Source organism: Streptomyces sp. NPDC046977 (genome assembly GCF_040644455.1).
GTDB lineage: Bacteria > Actinomycetota > Actinomycetes > Streptomycetales > Streptomycetaceae > Actinacidiphila.
Genome location: NZ_JBEYWO010000003.1, coordinates 332,641 through 355,967, shown reverse-complemented (window position 1 = coordinate 355,967; position 23,327 = coordinate 332,641). Strand labels below are relative to the sequence as shown.

The 23,327-nt window shown below is 67.6% G+C and carries 21 protein-coding genes; all 21 read left to right on the top strand.

Going from position 1 to position 23,327, the window contains the following annotated elements; all coding sequences use genetic code 11:
* The first annotated feature begins 34 nt into the window (after window positions 1–34).
* The 21 genes from secE to rpsS all read left to right on the top strand — a co-directional run bounded on the left by secE (window position 35) and on the right by rpsS (window position 23,296).
* The gene (secE, locus tag ABZ883_RS06720; protein WP_319658468.1) at window positions 35–334 is read left to right on the top strand and encodes a preprotein translocase subunit SecE; all 300 of its coding nucleotides are present in this window, start codon (window positions 35–37) and stop codon (window positions 332–334) included.
* A gap of 69 nt (window positions 335–403) precedes the next feature.
* Window positions 404–1,240 (top strand): transcription termination/antitermination protein NusG, encoded by an 837-nt coding sequence (nusG, locus tag ABZ883_RS06715; RefSeq protein ID WP_360902552.1) that lies wholly within the window; start codon window positions 404–406, stop codon window positions 1,238–1,240.
* A gap of 235 nt (window positions 1,241–1,475) precedes the next feature.
* A complete protein-coding gene (gene rplK / locus ABZ883_RS06710; RefSeq protein WP_360902549.1) occupies window positions 1,476–1,910 on the top strand; it encodes a 50S ribosomal protein L11 in 435 nt (144 codons plus the stop codon).
* Window positions 1,911–2,002: 92 nt separating this feature from the next.
* The gene (gene rplA, locus ABZ883_RS06705; protein ID WP_360902546.1) at window positions 2,003–2,728 is read left to right on the top strand and encodes a 50S ribosomal protein L1; all 726 of its coding nucleotides are present in this window, start codon (window positions 2,003–2,005) and stop codon (window positions 2,726–2,728) included.
* A 148-nt stretch (window positions 2,729–2,876) separates the two neighbouring features.
* Window positions 2,877–3,791, top strand: a complete 915-nt coding sequence (locus ABZ883_RS06700) for a hypothetical protein (RefSeq protein WP_360902543.1) — start codon at window positions 2,877–2,879, stop codon at window positions 3,789–3,791.
* A gap of 277 nt (window positions 3,792–4,068) precedes the next feature.
* A complete protein-coding gene (gene rplJ / locus ABZ883_RS06695) occupies window positions 4,069–4,626 on the top strand; it encodes a 50S ribosomal protein L10 (RefSeq protein ID WP_360902540.1) in 558 nt (185 codons plus the stop codon).
* Between the two features lie 84 nt (window positions 4,627–4,710).
* Window positions 4,711–5,094, top strand: coding sequence for a 50S ribosomal protein L7/L12 (gene rplL, locus ABZ883_RS06690; RefSeq protein WP_360902537.1), 384 nt, complete (start codon window positions 4,711–4,713; stop codon window positions 5,092–5,094).
* Between the two features lie 576 nt (window positions 5,095–5,670).
* Window positions 5,671–9,159, top strand: coding sequence for a DNA-directed RNA polymerase subunit beta (gene rpoB, locus ABZ883_RS06685; RefSeq protein WP_360902534.1), 3,489 nt, complete (start codon window positions 5,671–5,673; stop codon window positions 9,157–9,159).
* A gap of 97 nt (window positions 9,160–9,256) precedes the next feature.
* A complete protein-coding gene (locus tag ABZ883_RS06680; RefSeq protein WP_360902531.1) occupies window positions 9,257–13,156 on the top strand; it encodes a DNA-directed RNA polymerase subunit beta' in 3,900 nt (1,299 codons plus the stop codon).
* 118 nt (window positions 13,157–13,274) lie between these two features.
* On the top strand, window positions 13,275–13,718 hold the full coding sequence (locus tag ABZ883_RS06675) for a DUF1707 and DUF4190 domain-containing protein (protein ID WP_360902529.1): 444 nt from the start codon (window positions 13,275–13,277) through the stop codon (window positions 13,716–13,718).
* Between the two features lie 279 nt (window positions 13,719–13,997).
* On the top strand, window positions 13,998–14,369 hold the full coding sequence (rpsL, locus tag ABZ883_RS06670; protein ID WP_014144289.1) for a 30S ribosomal protein S12: 372 nt from the start codon (window positions 13,998–14,000) through the stop codon (window positions 14,367–14,369).
* Window positions 14,370–14,371: 2 nt separating this feature from the next.
* Entirely contained in the window at window positions 14,372–14,842 is a 471-nt protein-coding gene (rpsG, locus tag ABZ883_RS06665) for a 30S ribosomal protein S7 (protein ID WP_018558864.1), read from the top strand.
* 39 nt (window positions 14,843–14,881) lie between these two features.
* Window positions 14,882–17,008 carry an elongation factor G gene (gene fusA, locus ABZ883_RS06660; RefSeq protein WP_360902524.1) on the top strand — a complete coding sequence of 709 codons (2,127 nt, stop codon included), beginning with the start codon at window positions 14,882–14,884 and terminating at the stop codon, window positions 17,006–17,008.
* A gap of 171 nt (window positions 17,009–17,179) precedes the next feature.
* Window positions 17,180–18,373, top strand: coding sequence for an elongation factor Tu (tuf, locus tag ABZ883_RS06655; RefSeq protein ID WP_319658478.1), 1,194 nt, complete (start codon window positions 17,180–17,182; stop codon window positions 18,371–18,373).
* Window positions 18,374–18,583: 210 nt separating this feature from the next.
* Window positions 18,584–19,768 (top strand): S8 family peptidase, encoded by a 1,185-nt coding sequence (locus ABZ883_RS06650; RefSeq protein ID WP_360902520.1) that lies wholly within the window; start codon window positions 18,584–18,586, stop codon window positions 19,766–19,768.
* Between the two features lie 401 nt (window positions 19,769–20,169).
* Window positions 20,170–20,478 carry a 30S ribosomal protein S10 gene (rpsJ, locus tag ABZ883_RS06645; protein ID WP_014144312.1) on the top strand — a complete coding sequence of 103 codons (309 nt, stop codon included), beginning with the start codon at window positions 20,170–20,172 and terminating at the stop codon, window positions 20,476–20,478.
* A gap of 14 nt (window positions 20,479–20,492) precedes the next feature.
* Complete coding sequence (rplC, locus tag ABZ883_RS06640; RefSeq protein WP_360902516.1) at window positions 20,493–21,137, top strand: 50S ribosomal protein L3; 645 nt, start codon at window positions 20,493–20,495, stop codon at window positions 21,135–21,137.
* Between the two features lie 4 nt (window positions 21,138–21,141).
* The gene (rplD, locus tag ABZ883_RS06635; RefSeq protein WP_360902513.1) at window positions 21,142–21,792 is read left to right on the top strand and encodes a 50S ribosomal protein L4; all 651 of its coding nucleotides are present in this window, start codon (window positions 21,142–21,144) and stop codon (window positions 21,790–21,792) included.
* The gene (gene rplW / locus ABZ883_RS06630) at window positions 21,792–22,118 is read left to right on the top strand and encodes a 50S ribosomal protein L23 (RefSeq protein ID WP_319139009.1); all 327 of its coding nucleotides are present in this window, start codon (window positions 21,792–21,794) and stop codon (window positions 22,116–22,118) included. The genes rplD and rplW overlap by 1 nt, the downstream gene beginning before the upstream one ends.
* A 47-nt stretch (window positions 22,119–22,165) precedes the next feature.
* Entirely contained in the window at window positions 22,166–23,002 is an 837-nt protein-coding gene (gene rplB, locus ABZ883_RS06625; RefSeq protein WP_360902510.1) for a 50S ribosomal protein L2, read from the top strand.
* Between the two features lie 12 nt (window positions 23,003–23,014).
* Window positions 23,015–23,296, top strand: a complete 282-nt coding sequence (gene rpsS / locus ABZ883_RS06620; protein WP_018558873.1) for a 30S ribosomal protein S19 — start codon at window positions 23,015–23,017, stop codon at window positions 23,294–23,296.
* Window positions 23,297–23,327: the final 31 nt, after the last annotated feature.

Here is a 23,327-nt window from a genome sequence, read left to right as displayed (position 1 = left end):
GTATCGGCAATCAATCGGATTCAGGTGAGGACGAGTGACGGAAGCCCTGGGCTCGACCGCAACACCTGAAAGCGGTCGCCCTGACGACGGTTCCGCGGACGACGGCTCCAAGAAGGCCCGTCGCGGCGGCAAGCGCGGGAAGAAGGGCCCTCTGGCCCGCCTCGCGCTCTTCTACCGCCAGATCGTGGCGGAGCTCCGCAAGGTCGTCTGGCCGACGCGCAGTGAGCTCAGCACGTACACCAGCGTGGTGATTGTCTTCGTTGTGGTCATCATCGCGCTCGTGACCGTGATTGACTGGGGACTCAACAAGGGCGTCTCGTACATCTTCGGGTGATTCCCCTCGCGGAGGGCGCCCGTGGTGCCCGACCGCCTGTTCCACATCTTGAAGGAAGAAGCAGCGACCGTGTCTGACCCGAACCTGTACGACGCCGACGAGACCGTCGAGGGCGACGACACCGCGCTCGACATCGTCGAGGCCGCCGACGGCGACATCGACCAGGCCGAGGCTGCTGACCAGGCCGCCGGCGAGCCGGCCGAGCAGGACGCGGTGCAGGTCGTCGACGAGGACGTGGACGAGGCGGCCGACGGCGAGGGCGAGCACGAGGAGAGCGCGGAGGAGCAGGCCCCGGTGGACCCGGTGGCGGCCTTCCGTGACGAGCTGAAGGCCCTGCCCGGCGAGTGGTACGTCATCCACACCTACGCCGGCTACGAGAACCGCGTGAAGTCCAACCTGGAGCAGCGCGCCGTCTCGCTGAACGTCGAGGACTACATCTACCAGGCCGAAGTGCCCCAGGAAGAGGTCGTCCAGATCAAGAACGGCGACCGCCGTACCGTTCGCCAGAACAAGCTCCCCGGCTACGTGCTGGTGCGCATGGACCTGACGAACGAGTCCTGGGGCGTCGTCCGCAACACGCCGGGCGTCACCGGCTTCGTCGGCAACGCCTACGACCCGTACCCGCTGACGCTGGACGAGGTCACCAAGATGCTCGCTCCCGAGGTCGAGGAGCAGGCCGCCGCCGCCGAGGGCGGCGAGGGCGGCGTCACGAAGCGCAAGGTCGAGGTCCAGGTGCTGGACTTCGAGGTCGGCGACTCGGTCACGGTCACCGACGGCCCCTTCGCGACGCTCCAGGCCACGATCAACGAGATCAACCCGGACTCCAAGAAGGTCAAGGGTCTCGTGGAGATCTTCGGCCGCGAGACCCCGGTCGAGCTCAGCTTCGACCAGATCCAGAAGAACTGACCGTACGGTCTTCGGACAGAGCCCCTGCTTCCAGCGTTCACCCGCTGGACAGGGGCTCTTCCGCGTGTCGGGGTTGTTCGCGGGCCCACCGGCCGCATGCCGCCCCCGCGGCGCGCCAGGCGTCGCAGCGGGCGGTCTGACCTGCCGGTTTCCGGGTTTCGGCAGCACACCGCTAAAATGGTGCGGTATGCCTGCTCGCAGGCAGGAACACTCTCACTAGGACCCGGAGAGAGCAATGCCTCCCAAGAAGAAGAAGGTCACGGGGCTTATCAAGCTCCAGATCAACGCAGGTGCGGCCAACCCGGCCCCGCCCGTCGGCCCGGCGCTCGGCCAGCACGGCGTCAACATCATGGAGTTCTGCAAGGCCTACAACGCGGCGACCGAGTCGCAGCGTGGCTGGGTGATCCCGGTGGAGATCACGGTCTACGAGGACCGTTCCTTCACCTTCATCACCAAGACGCCGCCGGCCTCCCGCATGATCCTCAAGGCCGCGGGTGTGGACAAGGGCTCCGGCGAGCCGCACAAGACCAAGGTCGCGAAGCTGACGCGTGACCAGGTCCGCGAGATCGCCACGACCAAGCTGCCCGACCTGAACGCGAACGACCTGGACGCCGCCGAGAAGATCATCGCCGGCACCGCGCGTTCCATGGGCATCACGGTCGAGGGCTGACACAGCCCCCGAGCACCTCTTCCCCACCCGCAAGAACGTGGCAGGGCCGGCTCGGCCCGCACCACGACTCCTCAGGACACACAGGAGCAGCAGTGAGCAAGCGCAGCAAGTCTCTCCGCGCTGCGGACAGCAAGATCGACCGGGAGCGTGTGTACGCCCCCCTCGAGGCGGTCCGTCTCGCCAAGGAGACCTCCAGCACCAAGTTCGACGCCACCGTCGAGGTGGCCTTCCGTCTGGGCGTCGACCCGCGCAAGGCCGACCAGATGGTCCGTGGCACCGTGAACCTCCCGCACGGCACCGGCAAGACCGCCCGGGTCCTGGTCTTCGCGACCGGTGACCGTGCCGAGGCCGCGCGTGCCGCGGGCGCCGACATCGTCGGCGCCGACGAACTCATCGACGAGGTGGCGAAGGGCCGGCTGGACTTCGACGCCGTCGTCGCCACCCCGGACCTCATGGGCAAGGTCGGCCGCCTCGGCCGCGTCCTCGGCCCCCGTGGTCTGATGCCGAACCCGAAGACCGGCACCGTCACCCCCGACGTCGCCAAGGCCGTCACGGAGATCAAGGGCGGCAAGATCGAGTTCCGCGTCGACAAGCACTCGAACCTGCACTTCATCATCGGCAAGACGTCGTTCGGTGAGCAGCAGCTGGTCGAGAACTACGGCGCCGCGCTGGACGAGATCATGCGTCTGAAGCCGTCCGCCGCCAAGGGCCGGTACATCAAGAAGGCCGCCATCAGCACCACGATGGGCCCCGGCATCCCGCTGGACTCCAACCGCACCCGCAACCTCCTCACCGAGGAGGACCCGGCCGCTCTCTGACCGGGTCGTGTGCTGTGAACCGGCCCCCGCGCCTCAAGGCGCGGGGGCCGGTTTTTTCGTACGACAGTGCCGGCGCCGTGCGCTAGCGTGCCATCGGCCGCCGGGGAAGCCTCCTGGGCCGGGGAACGAGACGCAGGGGTGGGAATTGATGAGCATGTCCGCAGGGAAGCGCGCGAGCGCCGGTCTGGCGGCCGCGGCCGTCGTGGTGGGCCTCGCCGGCTGCCAGAGCGGGGACGCGGGCACCGGGGGGAAGGCAGGGGCCCTCCAGACGCGGAGCGAGGCGGTCCAGTTCATCCGTGCCGCCTTCACCAAGACCTCCGAGGCCAAGTCGGCCAAGGTCCGGATGACGGTCACGACGCCGCCCGGCATGCCGGACAGCGGCACCGCGCAGCTCTCCGGTGTCCAGGGCTGGGACCCCGCGGTGATGGACATGGTGGCCAAGGGCTCCGCCCTCACGGGCGATGCCTCCGAGGTCCCCTCCCAGGTGCACATGAAGCTGGTGGACGGCGCCCTGTACACGGACCTGGGCCCCGGGCAGGCCGCCACCATGGGCGGCAAGCACTGGATGAAGCTGGACTTCAAGGCCGCCGCCGCGAGCGGCAACGCGGAGACGCAGAAGCAGCTGGCGGCCGGCCTGGAGAACATGAACCAGGACCCGTCGGAGCAGCTCGCCGTGCTGCTGGAGTCGCCGAGCCTCGAGCACCTCGGTTCGGAGAAGGTCGGCGGCGTCCAGGCGGAGCACTACAAGGGCACGCTCACCTTCGAGGAGATGCTGGACGCCGGCAAGTCCGCCTCCGGGCTGTCCGAGAAGCAGCGGGCGGATCTGCTCGCCGCCACGAAGAAGATGGGGATCAAGGGCTACGACACCGAGTTCTGGGTCAACTCCGACCACTACCCGGTCCGGATGGCCGTCGGGATGAAGATGGCGAAGGGCACGGTGAGGGTGCGCGCCGACTACTCCGACTACGGTGCCGCGGCCACCGTCGAGGCGCCGCCCGCGAAGGACACCGTGGACCTGTTCGGGATGCTGGGGAGCATGAAGCCCTCCGGCGCGAACGGCTGACGCGAGGCCTCCGACGCCCGATTTGCTTGCCGCCGATCGGTTCGCGTACCCTTCCACGGAAGCCAAAGACCGCTGGTCGTTGCCGTGCCCTTACGGGGTGCGGTGGCCGAAGGATCCGTTTACTGCGGACGACCCGCGCAGGTGACTGTGGATGTACTCCTGGGACCGCTCACGCGCTCCCGGTCGAGTCACGCCCCGTGCGCCTGCGCCCGGGGCGTTCGTTTTTCCCGGCCCCTTCCCGTGCGGTCCGAATCACCCGGAAGGAGGCCGAGGCTCTATGGCGAAGCCCGAGAAGGGCGCCGCGGTTGCCGAGCTGACGGACAAGTTCCGCAGCTCCAACGCCGCTGTGCTGACCGAGTACCGCGGTCTCACCGTGGCGCAGCTCAAGACGCTGCGCCGTTCGCTCGGTGAGAACGCCACGTACGCCGTGGTGAAGAACACGCTGACCAAGATCGCGGCCAACGAGGCCGGGATCAGCCAGCTGGACGACCTGTTCGCGGGTCCGACGGCTGTCGCCTTCGTCACCGGTGACCCGGTGGAGTCGGCGAAGGGTCTTCGTGACTTCGCCAAGGACAACCCGAACCTCATCATCAAGGGCGGTGTCCTTGACGGCAAGGCGCTGTCCGCCGATGAGATCAAGAAGCTCGCGGACCTCGAGTCCCGCGAGGTGCTGCTCGCCAAGCTGGCGGGCGCCATGAAGGCCAAGCCCTCGCAGGCTGCCGCGGTCTTCCAGGCGCTGCCCTCGAAGCTCGTCCGCACCGTGGACGCGCTCCGTGCCAAGCAGGCCGAGCAGGGCGGTGCCGGCGAGCCGGCTCCCGCCGAGGACGCGGAGTAACCACTCCCGCTGTTCTCTAGCGGGCCCGTACGCCCGCCGCAATGTACATACGGCACCAGCCGAATTAGTGGAAGGACCGCCATCATGGCGAAGCTCAGCCAGGACGACCTGCTCGCCCAGTTCGAGGAGATGACCCTCATCGAGCTCTCCGAGTTCGTGAAGGCCTTCGAGGACAAGTTCGACGTCACCGCCGCCGCCCCGGTCGCCGTCGCCGCCGCCGGTGTCCCCGGTGCCCCGGCCGAGGCCGTCGAGGAGAAGGACGAGTTCGACGTCATCCTCACCGGCGCCGGCGACAAGAAGATCCAGGTCATCAAGGTCGTGCGCGAGCTGACCTCCCTGGGCCTGAAGGAGGCCAAGGACCTCGTGGACGGCGCTCCGAAGCCGGTCCTCGAGAAGGTCAACAAGGAGGCCGCGGAGAAGGCCGCCGAGTCCCTCAAGGGCGCCGGCGCGGCTGTCGAGGTCAAGTGATCCACGCCCCCTCCCGGGGCTGATCAGCCGCAGGGCGGCCACCCTTTCGGGTGGCCGCCCTCGGTCGTTTGCGTGGGCCTTCACCCGGGCTGTCGGCATCCCCGGGTAAGGTGATCATCGTCGTTCCGCTGACGTCGCCGCTCGTCGCGTACCACCCCCTGTGACGATCTCCGCGGGGCGGGGGCCTTGACGAACCGCACGCAGCGCGCGATTCTCAGGACGCGTCGCCACATCGGCCATGTACCGAGGCATGGATCGAGGGCGATGCGGGAATGCCTAGCGTGGCAAGCGTGAACGAGGGGCATGACGGCTCACAACAAGGGGCTCCTAGCGACCCCTACGGAGGACGAGATTGGTGCAGCACCGGTCTCCGAAACTCTGCACTGGACATCAGTGTGCCAAGTGGCTACACTGACCCTTTGCGCTGCCTGTTAGCTGTCGCCTGGCCCGTCACCAGGGACCAGCCCAAGCCTGAGCACACATGAGGAACCGTCCTGACCAGGACATCCTTGTCTGCGCCCGGGGGCGGAAGCCGGTACGCGCGTAGTGAGTCCGAGCCCTCGGAAGGACCCCCTCTTGGCCGCCTCGCGCAACGCCTCGACTGCCAATTCGAACAACGGCGCAAGCACCGCCCCGCTGCGCATCTCTTTCGCGAAGATCAAGGAGCCCCTCGAGGTCCCGAACCTCCTGGCGCTGCAGACCGAGAGCTTTGACTGGCTCCTCGGCAATGCCGCCTGGAAGGCTCGCGTCGAGGCGGCCCTGGACAGTGGTCAGGACGTCCCCACCAAGTCCGGTCTGGAGGAGATCTTCGAGGAGATCTCGCCGATCGAGGACTTCTCCGGGTCGATGTCGCTGACCTTCCGCGACCACCGTTTCGAACCGCCGAAGAACTCGATCGACGAGTGCAAGGAGCGCGACTTCACGTACGCGGCCCCGCTCTTCGTCACGGCCGAGTTCACCAACAACGAGACCGGTGAGATCAAGTCCCAGACCGTCTTCATGGGCGACTTCCCGCTCATGACGAACAAGGGCACCTTCGTCATCAACGGCACCGAGCGTGTCGTGGTGTCCCAGCTGGTCCGCTCGCCGGGTGTCTACTTCGACAGCCAGATCGACAAGACGTCCGACAAGGACATCTACTCCGCCAAGGTCATCCCCTCCCGCGGTGCCTGGCTGGAGATGGAGATCGACAAGCGCGACATGGTCGGTGTCCGCATCGACCGCAAGCGCAAGCAGTCCGTCACCGTCCTCCTGAAGGCGCTCGGCTGGACCACCGAGCAGATCCTCGAGGAGTTCGGCGAGTACGAGTCCATGCGCGCCACCCTGGAGAAGGACCACACCCAGGGCCAGGACGACGCGCTGCTCGACATCTACCGCAAGCTGCGTCCGGGCGAGCCGCCGACCCGTGAGGCCGCGCAGACGCTGCTGGAGAACCTCTACTTCAACCCCAAGCGCTACGACCTGGCCAAGGTCGGCCGCTACAAGATCAACAAGAAGCTGGGTGCCGACGCGCCGCTCGACGCCGGCGTGCTGACCGTCGAGGACGTCATCTCGGCGATCAAGTACCTGGTCAAGCTGCACGCGGGCGAGACCGAGACCACCGGCGACAACGGTTCCTCCGTGGTCGTCGAGGTCGACGACATCGACCACTTCGGCAACCGTCGTCTGCGCAACGTCGGCGAGCTCATCCAGAACCAGGTCCGCACGGGTCTGGCCCGTATGGAGCGCGTCGTCCGCGAGCGGATGACCACCCAGGACGTCGAGGCGATCACGCCGCAGACCCTGATCAACATCCGGCCGGTCGTCGCCTCCATCAAGGAGTTCTTCGGCACCAGCCAGCTGTCCCAGTTCATGGACCAGACGAACCCGCTGTCGGGCCTGACCCACAAGCGCCGTCTGTCCGCGCTGGGCCCCGGTGGTCTGTCCCGTGAGCGGGCCGGCTTCGAGGTCCGTGACGTGCACCCGTCCCACTACGGACGCATGTGCCCGATCGAGACCCCCGAAGGCCCGAACATCGGTCTGATCGGCTCGCTGGCCTCCTACGGCCGGGTCAACGCCTTCGGCTTCGTCGAGACCCCGTACCGCAAGGTCGACGAGACCGGTGTCGTGACCGACGAGGTCAACTTCCTCACCGCCGACGAGGAGGACCGCTACGTCATCGCCCAGGCGAACGCGCCGCTGACGGAGGACAACCGCTTCGCGGAGTCCCGCGTCCTGGTGCGCCGCCGCGGTGGCGAGATCGACTACGTCCCCGGTGAGGACGTGGACTACATGGACGTCTCGCCGCGCCAGATGGTGTCGGTCGCGACCGCCATGATCCCGTTCCTCGAGCACGACGACGCCAACCGCGCGCTCATGGGCTCCAACATGATGCGCCAGGCCGTGCCGCTGCTGAAGGCGCAGGCCCCGCTGGTCGGTACCGGCATGGAGTACCGCTGCGCGGTCGACGCCGGTGACGTCATCAAGGCCGACAAGGACGGTGTGGTCCAGGAGGTCTCCGCGGACTACGTCACCGTCGCCAACGACGACGGCACGTACAACACCTACCGCGTCGCCAAGTTCTCCCGCTCGAACCAGGGCACGTCCTTCAACCAGAAGGTCGTCGTCGACGAGGGCGCCCGCGTGATCGCCGGCCAGGTGCTCGCGGACGGTCCGTCCACCGAGCAGGGCGAGATGGCGCTTGGCAAGAACCTGCTCGTCGCGTTCATGCCGTGGGAGGGTCACAACTACGAGGACGCGATCATCCTGTCGCAGCGCCTCGTGCAGGACGACGTCCTCTCCTCGATCCACATCGAGGAGCACGAGGTCGACGCCCGTGACACCAAGCTCGGCCCCGAGGAGATCACCCGGGACATCCCGAACGTCTCCGAGGAGGTCCTGGCGGACCTGGACGAGCGCGGCATCATCCGCATCGGTGCCGAGGTCGTCGCCGGCGACATCCTGGTCGGCAAGGTCACCCCGAAGGGCGAGACCGAGCTGACCCCGGAGGAGCGCCTGCTGCGCGCGATCTTCGGCGAGAAGGCCCGTGAGGTCCGCGACACCTCGCTGAAGGTGCCGCACGGCGAGACCGGCAAGGTCATCGGCGTGCGCGTCTTCGACCGCGAGGAGGGCGACGAGCTTCCCCCCGGTGTGAACCAGCTGGTGCGCGTCTACGTCGCGCAGAAGCGCAAGATCACCGACGGTGACAAGCTCGCCGGCCGCCACGGCAACAAGGGCGTCATCTCCAAGATCCTGCCGATCGAGGACATGCCGTTCCTGGAGGACGGCTCCCCGGTCGACATCATCCTCAACCCGCTGGGTGTCCCGTCCCGAATGAACCCGGGACAGGTCCTGGAGATCCACCTGGGCTGGCTCGCCGCACAGGGCTGGGACGTCTCCGGCCTCAGCGACGAGTGGGCGCGCCGCCTCACGGCGATCGGCGCCGACCAGGTCGCCGCCGGCACCAACGTCGCCACCCCGGTGTTCGACGGTGCCCGCGAGGACGAGATCACCGGTCTCTTCGAGGCCACGATCCCGAACCGCGACGGAAAGCGTCTGGTGCTGCCCTCGGGCAAGGCCCGGCTCTTCGACGGCCGCTCCGGCGAGCCGTTCCCGGACCCGATCTCGATCGGCTACATGTACATCCTCAAGCTGCACCACCTGGTGGACGACAAGCTGCACGCCCGCTCCACCGGCCCGTACTCGATGATCACCCAGCAGCCGCTGGGCGGTAAGGCGCAGTTCGGTGGTCAGCGCTTCGGTGAGATGGAGGTGTGGGCCCTTGAGGCATACGGTGCGGCCTACGCGCTGCAGGAGCTCCTCACCATCAAGTCCGACGACGTCCTCGGCCGCGTGAAGGTCTACGAGGCCATCGTCAAGGGCGAGAACATCCCCGAGCCGGGCATTCCCGAGTCCTTCAAGGTGCTCATCAAGGAAATGCAGTCGCTCTGCCTCAACGTGGAGGTGCTGTCCTCGGACGGCATGTCCATCGAGATGCGCGACACCGACGAGGACGTCTTCCGCGCGGCGGAGGAGCTCGGAATCGACCTGTCCCGGCGCGAGCCGAGCAGCGTCGAAGAGGTCTGACGGGCCGGCCGGGGAGCTGCCGTGAGCAGCTCCCCGCCTCCCCCGGACCGTTCAGACATGTTTGACTTTCGACCCCGAAAGAGGGATTGACGACAAAGTGCTCGACGTCAACTTCTTCGACGAGCTGCGGATCGGCCTTGCGACCGCGGACGACATCCGACAGTGGTCCCACGGCGAGGTCAAGAAGCCGGAGACCATCAACTACCGCACCCTGAAGCCGGAAAAGGACGGGCTCTTCTGCGAGAAGATCTTCGGCCCCACCCGGGACTGGGAGTGCTACTGCGGCAAGTACAAGCGTGTCCGCTTCAAGGGCATCATCTGCGAGCGCTGCGGCGTCGAGGTCACTCGCGCCAAGGTGCGTCGTGAGCGGATGGGCCACATCGAGCTGGCCGCTCCCGTGACCCACATCTGGTACTTCAAGGGCGTTCCGTCGCGGCTGGGCTACCTGCTCGACCTCGCCCCGAAGGACCTGGAGAAGGTCATCTACTTCGCCGCCTACATGATCACGTGGGTGGACGAGGAGCGGCGCACCCGCGACCTGCCCTCGCTGGAGGCCCAGGTCTCCGTGGAGCGCCAGCAGGTCGAGCAGCGCCGTGACGCGGACATCGAGTCCCGGCAGAAGAAGCTCGAGGCCGACCTCGGCGAGCTGGAGGCCGAGGGCGCCAAGTCCGACGTGCGCCGCAAGGTGCGCGAGGGCGCCGAGCGTGAGATGAAGCAGCTGCGCGACCGCGCCCAGCGCGAGCTGGACCGGCTCGACGAGGTGTGGTCCCGCTTCAAGAACCTCAAGGTCCAGGACCTGGAGGGTGACGAGCTGCTCTACCGCGAGCTGCGGGAGCGCTTCGGCACCTACTTCCAGGGATCGATGGGTGCCGCGGCGCTGCAGAAGCGCCTGGAGTCCTTCGACCTGGACGAGGAGGCCGCCAAGCTCCGCGAGATCATCCGTACCGGCAAGGGCCAGAAGAAGACCCGTGCGCTCAAGCGCCTCAAGGTCGTCTCGGCCTTCCTGCAGACCACCAACAAGCCGCAGGGCATGGTGCTGGACTGCGTCCCGGTGATCCCGCCGGACCTGCGTCCGATGGTGCAGCTGGACGGTGGCCGCTTCGCGACCTCCGACCTGAACGACCTGTACCGCCGCGTCATCAACCGCAACAACCGCCTCAAGCGCCTCCTCGACCTCGGTGCCCCCGAGATCATCGTGAACAACGAGAAGCGCATGCTCCAGGAGGCCGTCGACGCGCTCTTCGACAACGGCCGCCGCGGCCGCCCGGTCACGGGCCCCGGCAACCGTCCGCTGAAGTCGCTGTCCGACATGCTCAAGGGCAAGCAGGGCCGGTTCCGTCAGAACCTGCTCGGCAAGCGCGTCGACTACTCGGCCCGTTCGGTCATCGTCGTCGGCCCGCAGCTCAAGCTGCACCAGTGCGGTCTGCCGAAGGCCATGGCGCTGGAGCTCTTCAAGCCGTTCGTGATGAAGCGCCTGGTGGACCTCAACCACGCGCAGAACATCAAGTCGGCCAAGCGCATGGTCGAGCGCGGCCGCACGGTCGTGTACGACGTGCTCGAAGAGGTCATCGCCGAGCACCCGGTGCTGCTGAACCGTGCGCCGACCCTGCACCGCCTGGGTATCCAGGCCTTCGAGCCGCAGCTGGTCGAGGGCAAGGCCATCCAGATCCACCCGCTCGTCTGCACCGCGTTCAACGCGGACTTCGACGGCGACCAGATGGCCGTGCACCTGCCGCTGTCCGCGGAGGCGCAGGCCGAGGCCCGCATCCTGATGCTGTCCTCGAACAACATCCTCAAGCCCGCCGACGGCCGTCCGGTGACGATGCCGACGCAGGACATGGTCCTGGGTCTGTTCTTCCTCACCACGGACGCGGAGGAGCGCGAGCTCAAGGGTGAGGGCCGGGCGTTCGGCTCGTCCGCCGAGGCGATCATGGCCTTCGACGCCCGCGAGCTGTCGCTGCAGTCGCGGATCGACATCCGCTTCCCGATCGGCACCGTCCCGCCGCGTGGCTGGACCCCGCCGGCGGACGTGGAGGGCGAGGAGCCCTGGCAGCTCGGCGACTCCTTCCGGCTGAACACGACCCTGGGGCGTGCGCTCTTCAACGAGCTGCTGCCCGAGGACTACCCGTTCGTGGACTACCCGGTGGGCAAGAAGCAGCTCTCCGAGATCGTCAACGATCTCGCCGAGCGCTACCCGAAGGTCATCGTGGCGGCGACGCTCGACAACCTGAAGGCGGCGGGCTTCCACTGGGCGACCCGTTCCGGCGTCACCGTGGCCATCTCCGACATCGTCGTTCCCGAGGCGAAGAAGGGGATCATCGCCGGCTTCGAGGCGCAGGACGAGAAGGTCCAGAAGCAGTACGAGCGTGGTCTGATCACCAAGGACGAGCGCACGCAGGAGCTCATCGCGATCTGGACGAAGGCGACCAACGACGTCGCCGAGGCCATGCGCGAGAACTTCCCGAAGACCAACCCGATCTTCATGATGGTCGACTCGGGTGCCCGTGGAAACATGATGCAGATGCGTCAGATCGCGGGTATGCGTGGCCTGGTGTCCAACGCCAAGAACGAGACCATCCCGCGTCCCATCAAGGCCTCGTTCCGTGAGGGCCTGACCGTGCTGGAGTACTTCATCTCCACCCACGGTGCCCGTAAGGGTCTGGCCGACACCGCTCTGCGCACCGCCGACTCGGGTTACCTGACCCGTCGTCTGGTGGACGTCTCCCAGGACGTCATCATCCGCGAGGAGGACTGCGGCACCGACCGCGGCCTCAAGCTGGCGATCGCCGAGCGCTCCGAGGACGGCTCGCTGCGCAAGACGGACGACGTCGAGACCAGCGTGTACGCGCGCTGCCTCGCCGAGGACGTCGTGGTGGACGGGCGCGTCCTGGCCACTGCCGGCACCGACCTGGGCGACGTGCTCATCGAGCAGCTCATCCACAACGGCGTCTCCGAGGTCAAGACCCGCTCGGTCCTGACCTGCGAGTCCGCGGTGGGCACCTGCGCGATGTGCTACGGCCGTTCGCTCGCGACCGGCAAGCTGGTGGACATCGGCGAGGCGGTCGGCATCATCGCCGCCCAGTCCATCGGTGAGCCCGGCACCCAGCTGACGATGCGTACCTTCCACACCGGTGGTGTGGCCGGTGACGACATCACCCAGGGTCTGCCGCGTGTCGTCGAGCTCTTCGAGGCCCGTACGCCCAAGGGTGTCGCCCCGATCTCGGAGGCGGCCGGCCGCATCCGCATCGAGGAGACCGAGAAGACCAAGAAGATCGTCATCACCCCGGACGACGGCTCCGAGGAGATCGCCTACCCGATCTCCAAGCGTGCCCGTCTGATGGTCGGCGAGGGCGACCACGTCGAGGTCGGCGAGAAGCTGACCGTGGGTGCCACCAACCCGCACGACGTGCTGCGCATCCTGGGTCAGCGGGCCGTGCAGGTCCACCTGGTCGGGGAAGTCCAGAAGGTCTACAACTCGCAGGGTGTGTCGATCCACGACAAGCACATCGAGATCATCATCCGGCAGATGCTCCGCCGGGTCACGATCATCGAGTCCGGCGACGCGGAGCTGCTGCCGGGCGAGCTGGTCGAGCGCGGCCGCTTCGAGACCGAGAACCGTCGGGTCGTGGCGGAGGGTGGCCACCCGGCCTCCGGCCGTCCGCAGCTGATGGGTATCACCAAGGCCTCGCTGGCGACCGAGTCCTGGCTGTCGGCCGCCTCCTTCCAGGAGACGACCAGGGTTCTGACGGACGCGGCGATCCACGCCAAGTCCGACTCCCTGCTCGGCCTGAAGGAGAACGTCATCATCGGTAAGCTCATCCCGGCCGGTACGGGTCTGTCCCGTTACCGCAACATCCGGGTCGAGCCGACCGAGGAGGCCAAGGCCGCGATGTACTCGGCCGTCGGCTACGACGACATCGACTACAGCCCGTTCGGCACCGGCTCCGGCCAGGCCGTTCCGCTGGAGGACTACGACTACGGCCCGTACAACGGCTGACGTCCACGTCATCACGCCGAAGGGCGGTCACCCTCACGGGGGTGGCCGCCCTTCGGCCGTCCGCGCCCGTCTTCGGGCACTATGGGAGGACGGAGCGGATCGGGGAGGTGGTGCGACGGTGCTTGCCGGTGATGCCGCTCGCGAGCGGACGGTGGAAGTGCTCAAGGACGCGTACACCGAGGGACGGCTGACGCTCCAGGAGTACGAGGAGCGCATCGGGCGCGCGTACGAGTCGCGTACCTACGGTGAACTGGACGTGCTGGTGCTGGACATCCCGCGGCCGCGGCCGGCGCCGCCGCCCGGCGCCAACGCCAAGGCCGTCGCCGCGCTGATCTGCGGCATAGGGGGAGTGTTCCTGGGACTCACCGCGCTGCCCGCGATCGTCCTGGGTCACCTGGCGCGCCGGGAGATCCGCCGTACGGGTGAGCAGGGAGACGGGTTCGCGCTGGGCGGCCTGGTGCTGGGCTATGTCGTGACGGCGCTGCTGCTGCTCGTGACGGTGCTCGTGGTGGTGCTCGTGTCCGTGGTGGCCCACGAGGTCACGTCACCCAGCGGCCCTTGACAGATGGGGACATACCGGGCGCGACGGAGCGAAATCCCATTTGTTTTGACCGGAGCGGGTGCGCTGGGTACGCTCTGACCTTGTGCCTGGGGTGTGCCCGGGTTCCTGCGCGTGCACTTGTCCGTGCGGGATTCCGAGGCCGAACGCCGCGACACGCCGACAATACGCACTTTCCGTTTCGGTGGGAAGCGTATAGGGCTCGCGACACACCCGACCGCGTGGGTCGGGGAAACCCCAGGTTAGAAGTATCGAGATCGGCACACAGAAACCGGAGAAACGGTGCCTACGATCCAGCAGCTGGTCCGAAAGGGCCGGCAGGACAAGGTCGAGAAGAACAAGACGCCCGCGCTGAAGGGTTCCCCGCAGCGCCGCGGCGTCTGCACGCGCGTCTACACGACCACCCCGAAGAAGCCGAACTCTGCCCTGCGCAAGGTCGCCCGTGTGCGACTGACCAGCGGCATCGAGGTCACCGCTTACATCCCGGGTGAGGGTCACAACCTGCAGGAGCACTCCATCGTGCTCGTGCGTGGTGGCCGTGTGAAGGACCTGCCGGGTGTTCGCTACAAGATCATCCGCGGTTCGCTTGACACCCAGGGTGTCAAGAACCGCAAGCAGGCCCGCAGCCGCTACGGCGCCAAGAAGGAGAAGTAAGAATGCCTCGTAAGGGCCCCGCCCCGAAGCGCCCGGTCATCATCGACCCGGTCTACGGTTCTCCTCTGGTGACGTCGCTCGTCAACAAGATCCTCCTGCACGGGAAGCGCTCCACCGCCGAGCGCATCGTGTACGGCGCCCTCGAGGGCCTGCGCGAGAAGACCGGCCAGGACCCGGTCATCACGCTCAAGCGCGCCCTGGAGAACGTCAAGCCCTCCCTGGAGGTCAAGTCCCGCCGTGTCGGTGGTGCGACCTACCAGGTCCCGATCGAGGTCCGCCCCGGTCGTGCCAACACCCTGGCGCTGCGCTGGCTCGTGGGTTACTCCCGCGCGCGCCGTGAGAAGACCATGACCGAGCGTCTGATGAACGAGCTGATGGACGCCAGCAACGGTCTGGGTGCCGCGGTCAAGCGCCGCGAGGACACCCACAAGATGGCCGAGTCCAACAAGGCCTTCGCGCACTACCGCTGGTAGTCGCTACCCCATCGAGAACCGAGAGAAGACTGAAGCCTTATGGCTACCACTTCACTTGACCTGGCCAGGGTCCGCAATATCGGGATCATGGCCCACATCGACGCGGGCAAGACGACGACCACCGAGCGGATCCTGTTCTACACCGGTGTCTCGTACAAGATCGGTGAGGTCCACGACGGCGCTGCCACGATGGACTGGATGGAGCAGGAGCAGGAGCGCGGCATCACGATCACGTCTGCCGCGACCACCTGTCACTGGCCGATGGACAACGTCGACCACACGATCAACATCATCGACACGCCGGGCCACGTCGACTTCACCGTCGAGGTGGAGCGTTCGCTGCGCGTGCTCGACGGTGCCGTGACGGTGTTCGACGGTGTCGCCGGTGTCGAGCCGCAGTCCGAGACCGTGTGGCGTCAGGCGGACCGCTACGGCGTGCCGCGTATCTGCTTCGTCAACAAGCTTGACCGTACCGGCGCGGAGTTCCACCGCTGCGTCGACATGATCAAGGACCGGCTGGGCGCGACGGCGATCGTCATGCAGCTGCCGATCGGTGCCGAGGCCGACTTCAAGGGCGTTGTGGACCTGGTCCGCATGAAGGCCCTGGTCTGGTCCGCGGAAGCGACCAAGGGCGAGATGTACGACGTCGTCGACATCCCGGCCACGCACACCGAAGCGGCCGACGAGTGGCGCGGCAAGATGCTCGAGGCCGTCGCCGAGAACGACGAAGAGATGATGGAGCTGTACCTGGAGGGCACCGAGCCCACCGAGGAGCAGCTGTACGCGGCCATCCGCCGCGTCACCATCAACTCCGGCAAGGGCGACGGCGTCACCGTCACCCCGGTCTTCTGCGGCACCGCCTTCAAGAACAAGGGCGTGCAGCCCCTGCTCGACGCGGTCGTGCGCTACCTCCCCTCCCCGCTGGACGTCGAGGCCATCGAGGGCCACGCGGTCGGCAACGCGGAGGAGATCGTCAAGCGCAAGCCGTCCGACGAGGAGCCGCTGTCGGCGCTGGCGTTCAAGATCATGAGCGACCCGCACCTCGGCAAGCTCACCTTCGTCCGCGTGTACTCCGGCCGTCTGGAGTCCGGCACCGCCGTGCTGAACTCCGTGAAGGGCCGCAAGGAGCGCATCGGCAAGATCTACCGCATGCACGCGAACAAGCGTGAGGAGATCGAGTCGGTGGGCGCCGGCGACATCGTCGCCGTCATGGGCCTGAAGCAGACCACCACCGGTGAGACGCTGAGCGACGAGAAGCACCCGGTGATCCTGGAGTCCATGGACTTCCCGGCGCCGGTCATCCAGGTCGCGATCGAGCCCAAGTCCAAGGGCGACCAGGAGAAGCTGGGTGTCGCCATCCAGCGTCTCGCGGAGGAGGACCCCTCCTTCCAGGTCCACTCGGACGAGGAGACCGGCCAGACCATCATCGGCGGTATGGGCGAACTGCACCTCGAGGTGCTGGTCGACCGCATGCGCCGTGAGTTCAAGGTCGAGGCCAACGTCGGCAAGCCGCAGGTGGCGTACCGCGAGACCATTCGCAAGAAGGTCGAGCGGATCGACTACACCCACAAGAAGCAGACCGGTGGTACGGGCCAGTTCGCGAAGGTCCAGATCGCCATCGAGCCTCTCGAGGGTGGCGACGCCAACTACGAGTTCGTCAACCAGGTCACCGGTGGCCGCATCCCCCGCGAGTACATCCCGTCGGTTGACGCGGGTGCGCAGGAGGCCATGAAGTTCGGCATCCTGGCCGGCTACGAGATGGTGGGCGTTCGCATCATCCTTCTCGACGGTGCCTACCACGAGGTCGACTCCTCCGAGCTGGCGTTCAAGATCGCCGGTTCGCAGGCCTTCAAGGAGGGCGCGCGCAAGGCGAGCCCCGTGCTGCTCGAGCCGATGATGGCCGTCGAGGTCACCACGCCCGAGGAGTCCATGGGCGACGTCATCGGCGACATCAACTCCCGCCGTGGCCAGATCCAGGCCATGGAGGAGCGCGCCGGCGCCCGCGTCGTCAAGGCCCTGGTCCCGCTGTCGGAGATGTTCGGCTACGTCGGCGACCTCCGCAGCAAGACGTCGGGTCGCGCAAGCTACTCGATGCAGTTCGACTCCTACGCCGAGGTTCCCAAGAACGTCGCCGAGGAGATCATCGCGAAGGCCAAGGGCGAGTAACCGCAGTTCTTCACGCTGCGCACACGCCGTAGGCTTGACCGGGAGGCTTCGGGGTATTCCGCCGCAAACCGCAAGGGGAGCGTCGGGTACCCCGGCCGCCCGCAACCCAGCAAAGATCACCTGGCGCCGATGAAGTAAGGCGTACCAGAACCACTTCACAGGAGGACCCCAGTGGCGAAGGCGAAGTTCGAGCGGACTAAGCCGCACGTCAACATCGGCACCATCGGTCACATCGACCACGGTAAGACGACCCTCACGGCCGCCATTACCAAGGTGCTGCACGACGCGTACCCGGACCTGAACGAGGCCTCGGCCTTCGACCAGATCGACAAGGCTCCCGAGGAGCGCCAGCGCGGTATCACCATCTCCATCGCGCACGTCGAGTACCAGACCGAGGCGCGTCACTACGCCCACGTCGACTGCCCGGGTCACGCGGACTACATCAAGAACATGATCACCGGTGCCGCGCAGATGGACGGCGCCATCCTCGTGGTCGCCGCCACCGACGGCCCGATGCCGCAGACCAAGGAGCACGTGCTCCTGGCCCGCCAGGTCGGCGTTCCCTACATCGTCGTCGCCCTGAACAAGGCCGACATGGTGGACGACGAGGAGATCCTGGAGCTCGTCGAGCTCGAGGTCCGCGAGCTGCTCTCCGAGTACGAGTTCCCGGGCGACGACCTGCCGGTCGTGCGCGTCTCCGCGCTCAAGGCCCTCGAGGGCGACAAGGAGTGGGGCGAGAAGCTCCTCGGCCTCATGTCCGCCGTGGACGAGGCCATCCCCACCCCCGAGCGCGACGTCGACAAGCCGTTCCTGATGCCGATCGAGGACGTCTTCACGATCACCGGTCGTGGCACCGTCGTCACCGGCCGCATCGAGCGTGGTGTCCTCAAGGTCAACGAGACCGTCGACATCATCGGCATCAAGACCGAGAAGACCACCACCACGGTCACCGGCATCGAGATGTTCCGCAAGCTGCTCGACGAGGGCCAGGCCGGTGAGAACGTCGGTCTGCTGCTCCGCGGCATCAAGCGCGAGGACGTCGAGCGCGGCCAGGTCATCATCAAGCCGGGTTCGGTCACGCCGCACACCGACTTCGAGGCCCAGGCCTACATCCTGTCGAAGGACGAGGGTGGCCGTCACACCCCGTTCTTCAACAACTACCGCCCGCAGTTCTACTTCCGTACCACGGACGTGACCGGCGTCGTGACCCTCCCCGAGGGCACCGAGATGGTCATGCCGGGCGACAACACCGCCATGACGGTCGCGCTGATCCAGCCGATCGCCATGGAGGAGGGCCTGAAGTTCGCCATCCGCGAGGGTGGCCGGACCGTCGGCGCCGGCCAGGTCACCAAGATCCTGAAGTAAGGATCCCGGCGATCCGCCGCTTGCCGTAGGCGAGCTGTACGAGGGCCCCGGCCCACCGCGTGAGCGGTGGGCCGGGGCCCTCGGCGTTGTGCCGCCGGCCGGCGCCGGCCGGGTACCACCAATGGCGCTCCGGGCGGGCGGGGTCCGGTGACCGGGTGTTACGAATGATTGCGTTCGGTGCACACCCGTACGAGTCCTGGAGCCCTCCGCATGCGCATATCCCCGCGCCGGCTCGCGGCCGTCGCCGCAGCCCTCACGGCCTCTCTCACCGTCCTGGCAGGCACCTCCGGGGCGGTGGCGCCGCCCCCGGCCCCGGCGCCGCTCAGGATGGCCGCGGAGGGCGGTATCGCGGGGCAGTACCTGGTGACCCTGGCAGCCGGCACGGACCCGCGGTCGGTCGTGCGGGAGGTGGGCGCGGCGCCCATGTTCACGTACACCAGTGCCCTGTTGGGCTTCGCGGCCAGGCTGACCGACCGGCAGGTCACCGAACTGCGCACGGTGCCCGGTGTGCGGGCGGTGGAGCAGGACGCGGTGGTGACGGTGCCCCGGCCGCGGGCGGTGACGACCTTCGCGGACGACGTCTCGTGGGGCCTGGCCCGGATCAACCACCGGGAGGCGGGCGCGACCGGCTTCTCGGTGCGGGCGACCGGCGCCAAGGTCACCTCGTACATCATCGACACCGGTATCGACTTCGGGCACGAGGAGTTCGGCGGGCGGGCGGTGTCCGGCTACGACGTCGTGGGGGACGGCCGGGACGGCGTGGACTGCAACGGCCACGGCACCCATGTCGCCGGGACGGTCGGCGGCGCGCACTCGGGCGTGGCCCGCGGCACCCGCCTGGTGTCGGTGCGGGTGCTGGGCTGCGACGGGAGCGGTTCGATCGCCTCGGTCGTGGCGGGCGTCAACTGGGTGGCGGCGCACGCCGTGAAACCGGCCGTCGCGAACCTGTCCGTCGGCGGGCCGCACACGGAGGCCTCGGAGCGGGCGGTCGAGGGGCTGGCCGCGGCCGGGGTCTTCCCGGCCGTCGCCGCCGGCAACGGCGACACCGACGCCTGCGACACCTCGCCGGCGGGGGCCCCGGACGGCTACACCGTCGCCGCCGTCGACGAGTCCGACCACAAGGCGGAGTTCAGCAACTGGGGTCCGTGCGTGGACATCAACGCGCCGGGCACGAACATCACCTCGGCCGCCCGGGGCGGCGGCTTCACCAGGATGAGCGGCACGTCCATGGCGGCGCCCCATGTCACCGGGGTCGCGGCGCTCTACAAGGACACCTACGGCGACGTGCCGACGGCCGCCCTGGCCGCCTGGCTCACCGCGAACGCCACGCCGGACGTTCCCGCCCAGCTGCCCGCCGGGACACCGCGGCTGCTGCTGTACACCGGGGGCCTGTGACCCAGGCCCGGGGGCGGGTTTGGAGTCCGGCACGGGCGGGGTAAGCTACCCGGCCCGATTGGCGTCCGGCACGTCCGGTATGGCAGACTAGCCGGGTTGCTCGGTCGAGCGCCGATGTTGCGCGCCTCCCGTCGGGAGGACCGGAAGCGAGTCCCACAGTACTCGTCGTCACGTACCGCCCAGGCGGGGTGGCGGACGTACGGGAATCTTCCGGGAAGCGTCAGCGGGGTGCTCACCAGGCGCTCGGTGGGTGTCTTCTCCCACGTATCCCCTCCCTGAGGGTCTCCGCCATGCGGAGATTTACAAGAAGGGGTGCGACACGCCCGACCGCGTGGGTCGGAGAAGACGGTCGAACCACCGAGTTCCAGAGCGTTACTACTAGACAGGACTACGAAGTAGCCATGGCGGGACAGAAGATCCGCATCCGGCTCAAGGCCTACGACCACGAGGTCATCGACTCCTCGGCGAAGAAGATCGTCGAGACGGTGACGCGTACTGGTGCGCAGGTCGCGGGCCCGGTGCCGCTGCCCACTGAGAAGAACGTGTACTGCGTCATCAAGTCGCCGCACAAGTACAAGGACTCGCGCGAGCACTTCGAGATGCGCACGCACAAGCGCCTGATCGACATCCTCGACCCGACGCCCAAGACCGTTGACTCGTTGATGCGCCTGGACCTTCCGGCCGGCGTCGACATCGAGATCAAGCTCTGAGAGGCGCGGAACAGATGGCTAAGCAGATCAAGGGCATCCTGGGCGAGAAGCTCGGCATGACCCAGGTCTGGGACGAGAACAACCGTGTCGTCCCGGTGACCGTGGTCAAGGCCGGTCCGAACGTCGTGACCCAGGTCCGTACGAACGAGGTCGACGGTTACGAGTCGGTCCAGATCGCCTTCGGCGAGATCGACCCGCGCAAGGTGAACAAGCCCCTCAAGGGCCACTTCGCCAAGGCCGACGTGACCCCCCGCCGCCACCTGGTGGAGCTCCGCACCTCCGACGCCGCCGAGTACAGCCTCGGCCAGGAGATCACCGCTGAGGTCTTCGAGGCCGGCGTGAAGGTGGACGTCACCGGCAAGAGCAAGGGCAAGGGCTTCGCCGGTGTCATGAAGCGTCACAACTTCAAGGGCCTCGGCGCCGGTCACGGCACCCAGCGCAAGCACCGCTCTCCCGGCTCCATCGGTGGCTGCGCCACCCCGGGCCGTGTGTTCAAGGGTCTGCGCATGGCGGGCCGCATGGGCAACGAGCGGGTCACCACCCAGAACCTGACCGTCCACGCCGTTGACGCGGAGAAGGGCCTGCTGCTCATCAAGGGCGCGGTTCCCGGCCCGAACGGCGGCCTCGTCCTGGTCCGCACCGCGGCCAAGGGGGCCTGAGGATATGAGCACCATTGACATTCTGTCGCCCGCGGGCGACAAGGCCGGGACGCTTGAGCTCCCGGGCGAGATCTTCGACGCGAAGGTCAGCATCCCGCTGATCCACCAGGTCGTCGTGGCGCAGCTGGCCGCGGCCCGTCAGGGCACGCACAAGGTCAAGACGCGTGGCGAGGTCCGCGGTGGTGGCAAGAAGCCGTACCGCCAGAAGGGCACCGGCCGCGCCCGTCAGGGTTCGACCCGCGCCCCGCAGTTCGCCGGTGGTGGCGTCGTGCACGGTCCCGTGCCGCGTGACTACTCGCAGCGGACCCCGAAGAAGATGAAGGCCGCCGCCCTGCGCGGTGCCCTCACCGACCGGGCGCGTCACAACCGCATCCACGTCGTGACCGGCGTCATCGAGGGCGAGTCCCCGTCGACGAAGGCCGCCAAGGTGCTGCTGGGCAAGATCAGCGACCGCAAGAACGTGCTGCTCGTCGCCGACCGCGCCGAAGAGGCCGCGTGGCTGTCCGCGCGCAACCTGCCCCAGGTGCACATCCTGGAGGCCGGCCAGCTGAACACGTACGACGTGCTCGTCTCCGACGACGTGGTCTTCACCAAGGCCGCCTTCGACCGCTTCATCGGTAACGGCGCCGCCGAGACCGAAGGGAGCGACGCCTGATGGCCGAGCAGACCGCGATCACCAGCCGGACCTTCACGGACCACCGTGACATCCTGGTCAAGCCGGTGGTCTCCGAGAAGAGCTACGCGCTGCTGGACGAGAACAAGTACACGTTCGTCGTCGACCCGCGCGCGAACAAGACCCAGATCAAGCAGGCCGTCGAGGCGGTCTTCTCGGTCAAGGTCACCGGGGTCAACACGATCAACCGTCAGGGTAAGCGCAAGCGCACCAAGACCGGTTTCGGCAAGCGCAAGGACACCAAGCGCGCCATCGTGACCCTCGCCGAGGGCGACCGCATCGACATCTTCGGCGGCCCGGTCTCCTAACGGGGACCGGTACGTGTCGAAGTCCGGAATATTCCGAGGACTGAGAAATGGGTATCCGCAAGTACAAGCCGACGACCCCGGGCCGTCGTGGCTCCAGCGTCGCCGACTTTGTCGAGGTCACGCGGTCCACGCCGGAGAAGTCGCTGGTCCGCCCCCTGCACAGCAAGGGCGGCCGTAACAACGCCGGTCGTGTGACCGTTCGCCACCAGGGTGGTGGCCACAAGCGCGCCTACCGCGTGATCGACTTCCGTCGTCACGACAAGGACGGCGTGCCGGCCAAGGTCGCGCACATCGAGTACGACCCCAACCGCACCGCGCGCATCGCGCTCCTGCACTACGCGGACGGCGAGAAGCGCTACATCCTCGCGCCGGCCAAGCTGAGCCAGGGCGACCGGATCGAGAACGGCCCCGGGGCCGACATCAAGCCGGGCAACAACCTGCCGCTGCGCTACATCCCCGTCGGTACGACGGTGCACGCCATCGAGCTGCGTCCCGGTGGCGGCGCGAAGATCTCCCGTTCCGCGGGTTCTTCGGTGCAGCTGCTGGCGAAGGAGGGCTCCATGGCCACCCTTCGCATGCCGTCCGGTGAAGTCCGCCTGGTCGACGTCCGCTGCCGCGCCACCATCGGCGAGGTCGGCAACGCCGAGCAGTCGAACATCAACTGGGGCAAGGCCGGCCGTATGCGCTGGAAGGGCGTCCGCCCGACCGTCCGCGGTGTGGCCATGAACCCCGTCGACCACCCGCACGGTGGTGGTGAGGGCAAGACCTCCGGTGGTCGCCACCCGGTCAGCCCGTGGGGTCAGAAGGAGGGTCGTACTCGCTCGCCGAAGAAGGCCAGCAGCAAGTACATCGTCCGCCGCCGCAAGACGAACAAGAAGCGCTAGGAGCGGGTTTAGATGCCGCGCAGTCTCAAGAAGGGGCCCTTCGTCGACGACCACCTGATCAAGAAGGTGGACGTTCAGAACGAGGCCGGTACCCACAACGTCATCAAGACCTGGTCCCGCCGCTCGATGATCATCCCGGCGATGCTGGGCCACACGATCGCGGTGCACGACGGCCGTAAGCACGTCCCGGTGTTTGTCACCGAGTCGATGGTCGGCCACAAGCTCGGCGAGTTCGCGCCGACCCGCACCTTCCGCGGCCACGAGAAGGACGACCGCAAGTCGCGTCGTCGCTGACCTGCGGAGCGGAACAGTGACGACAAAGACA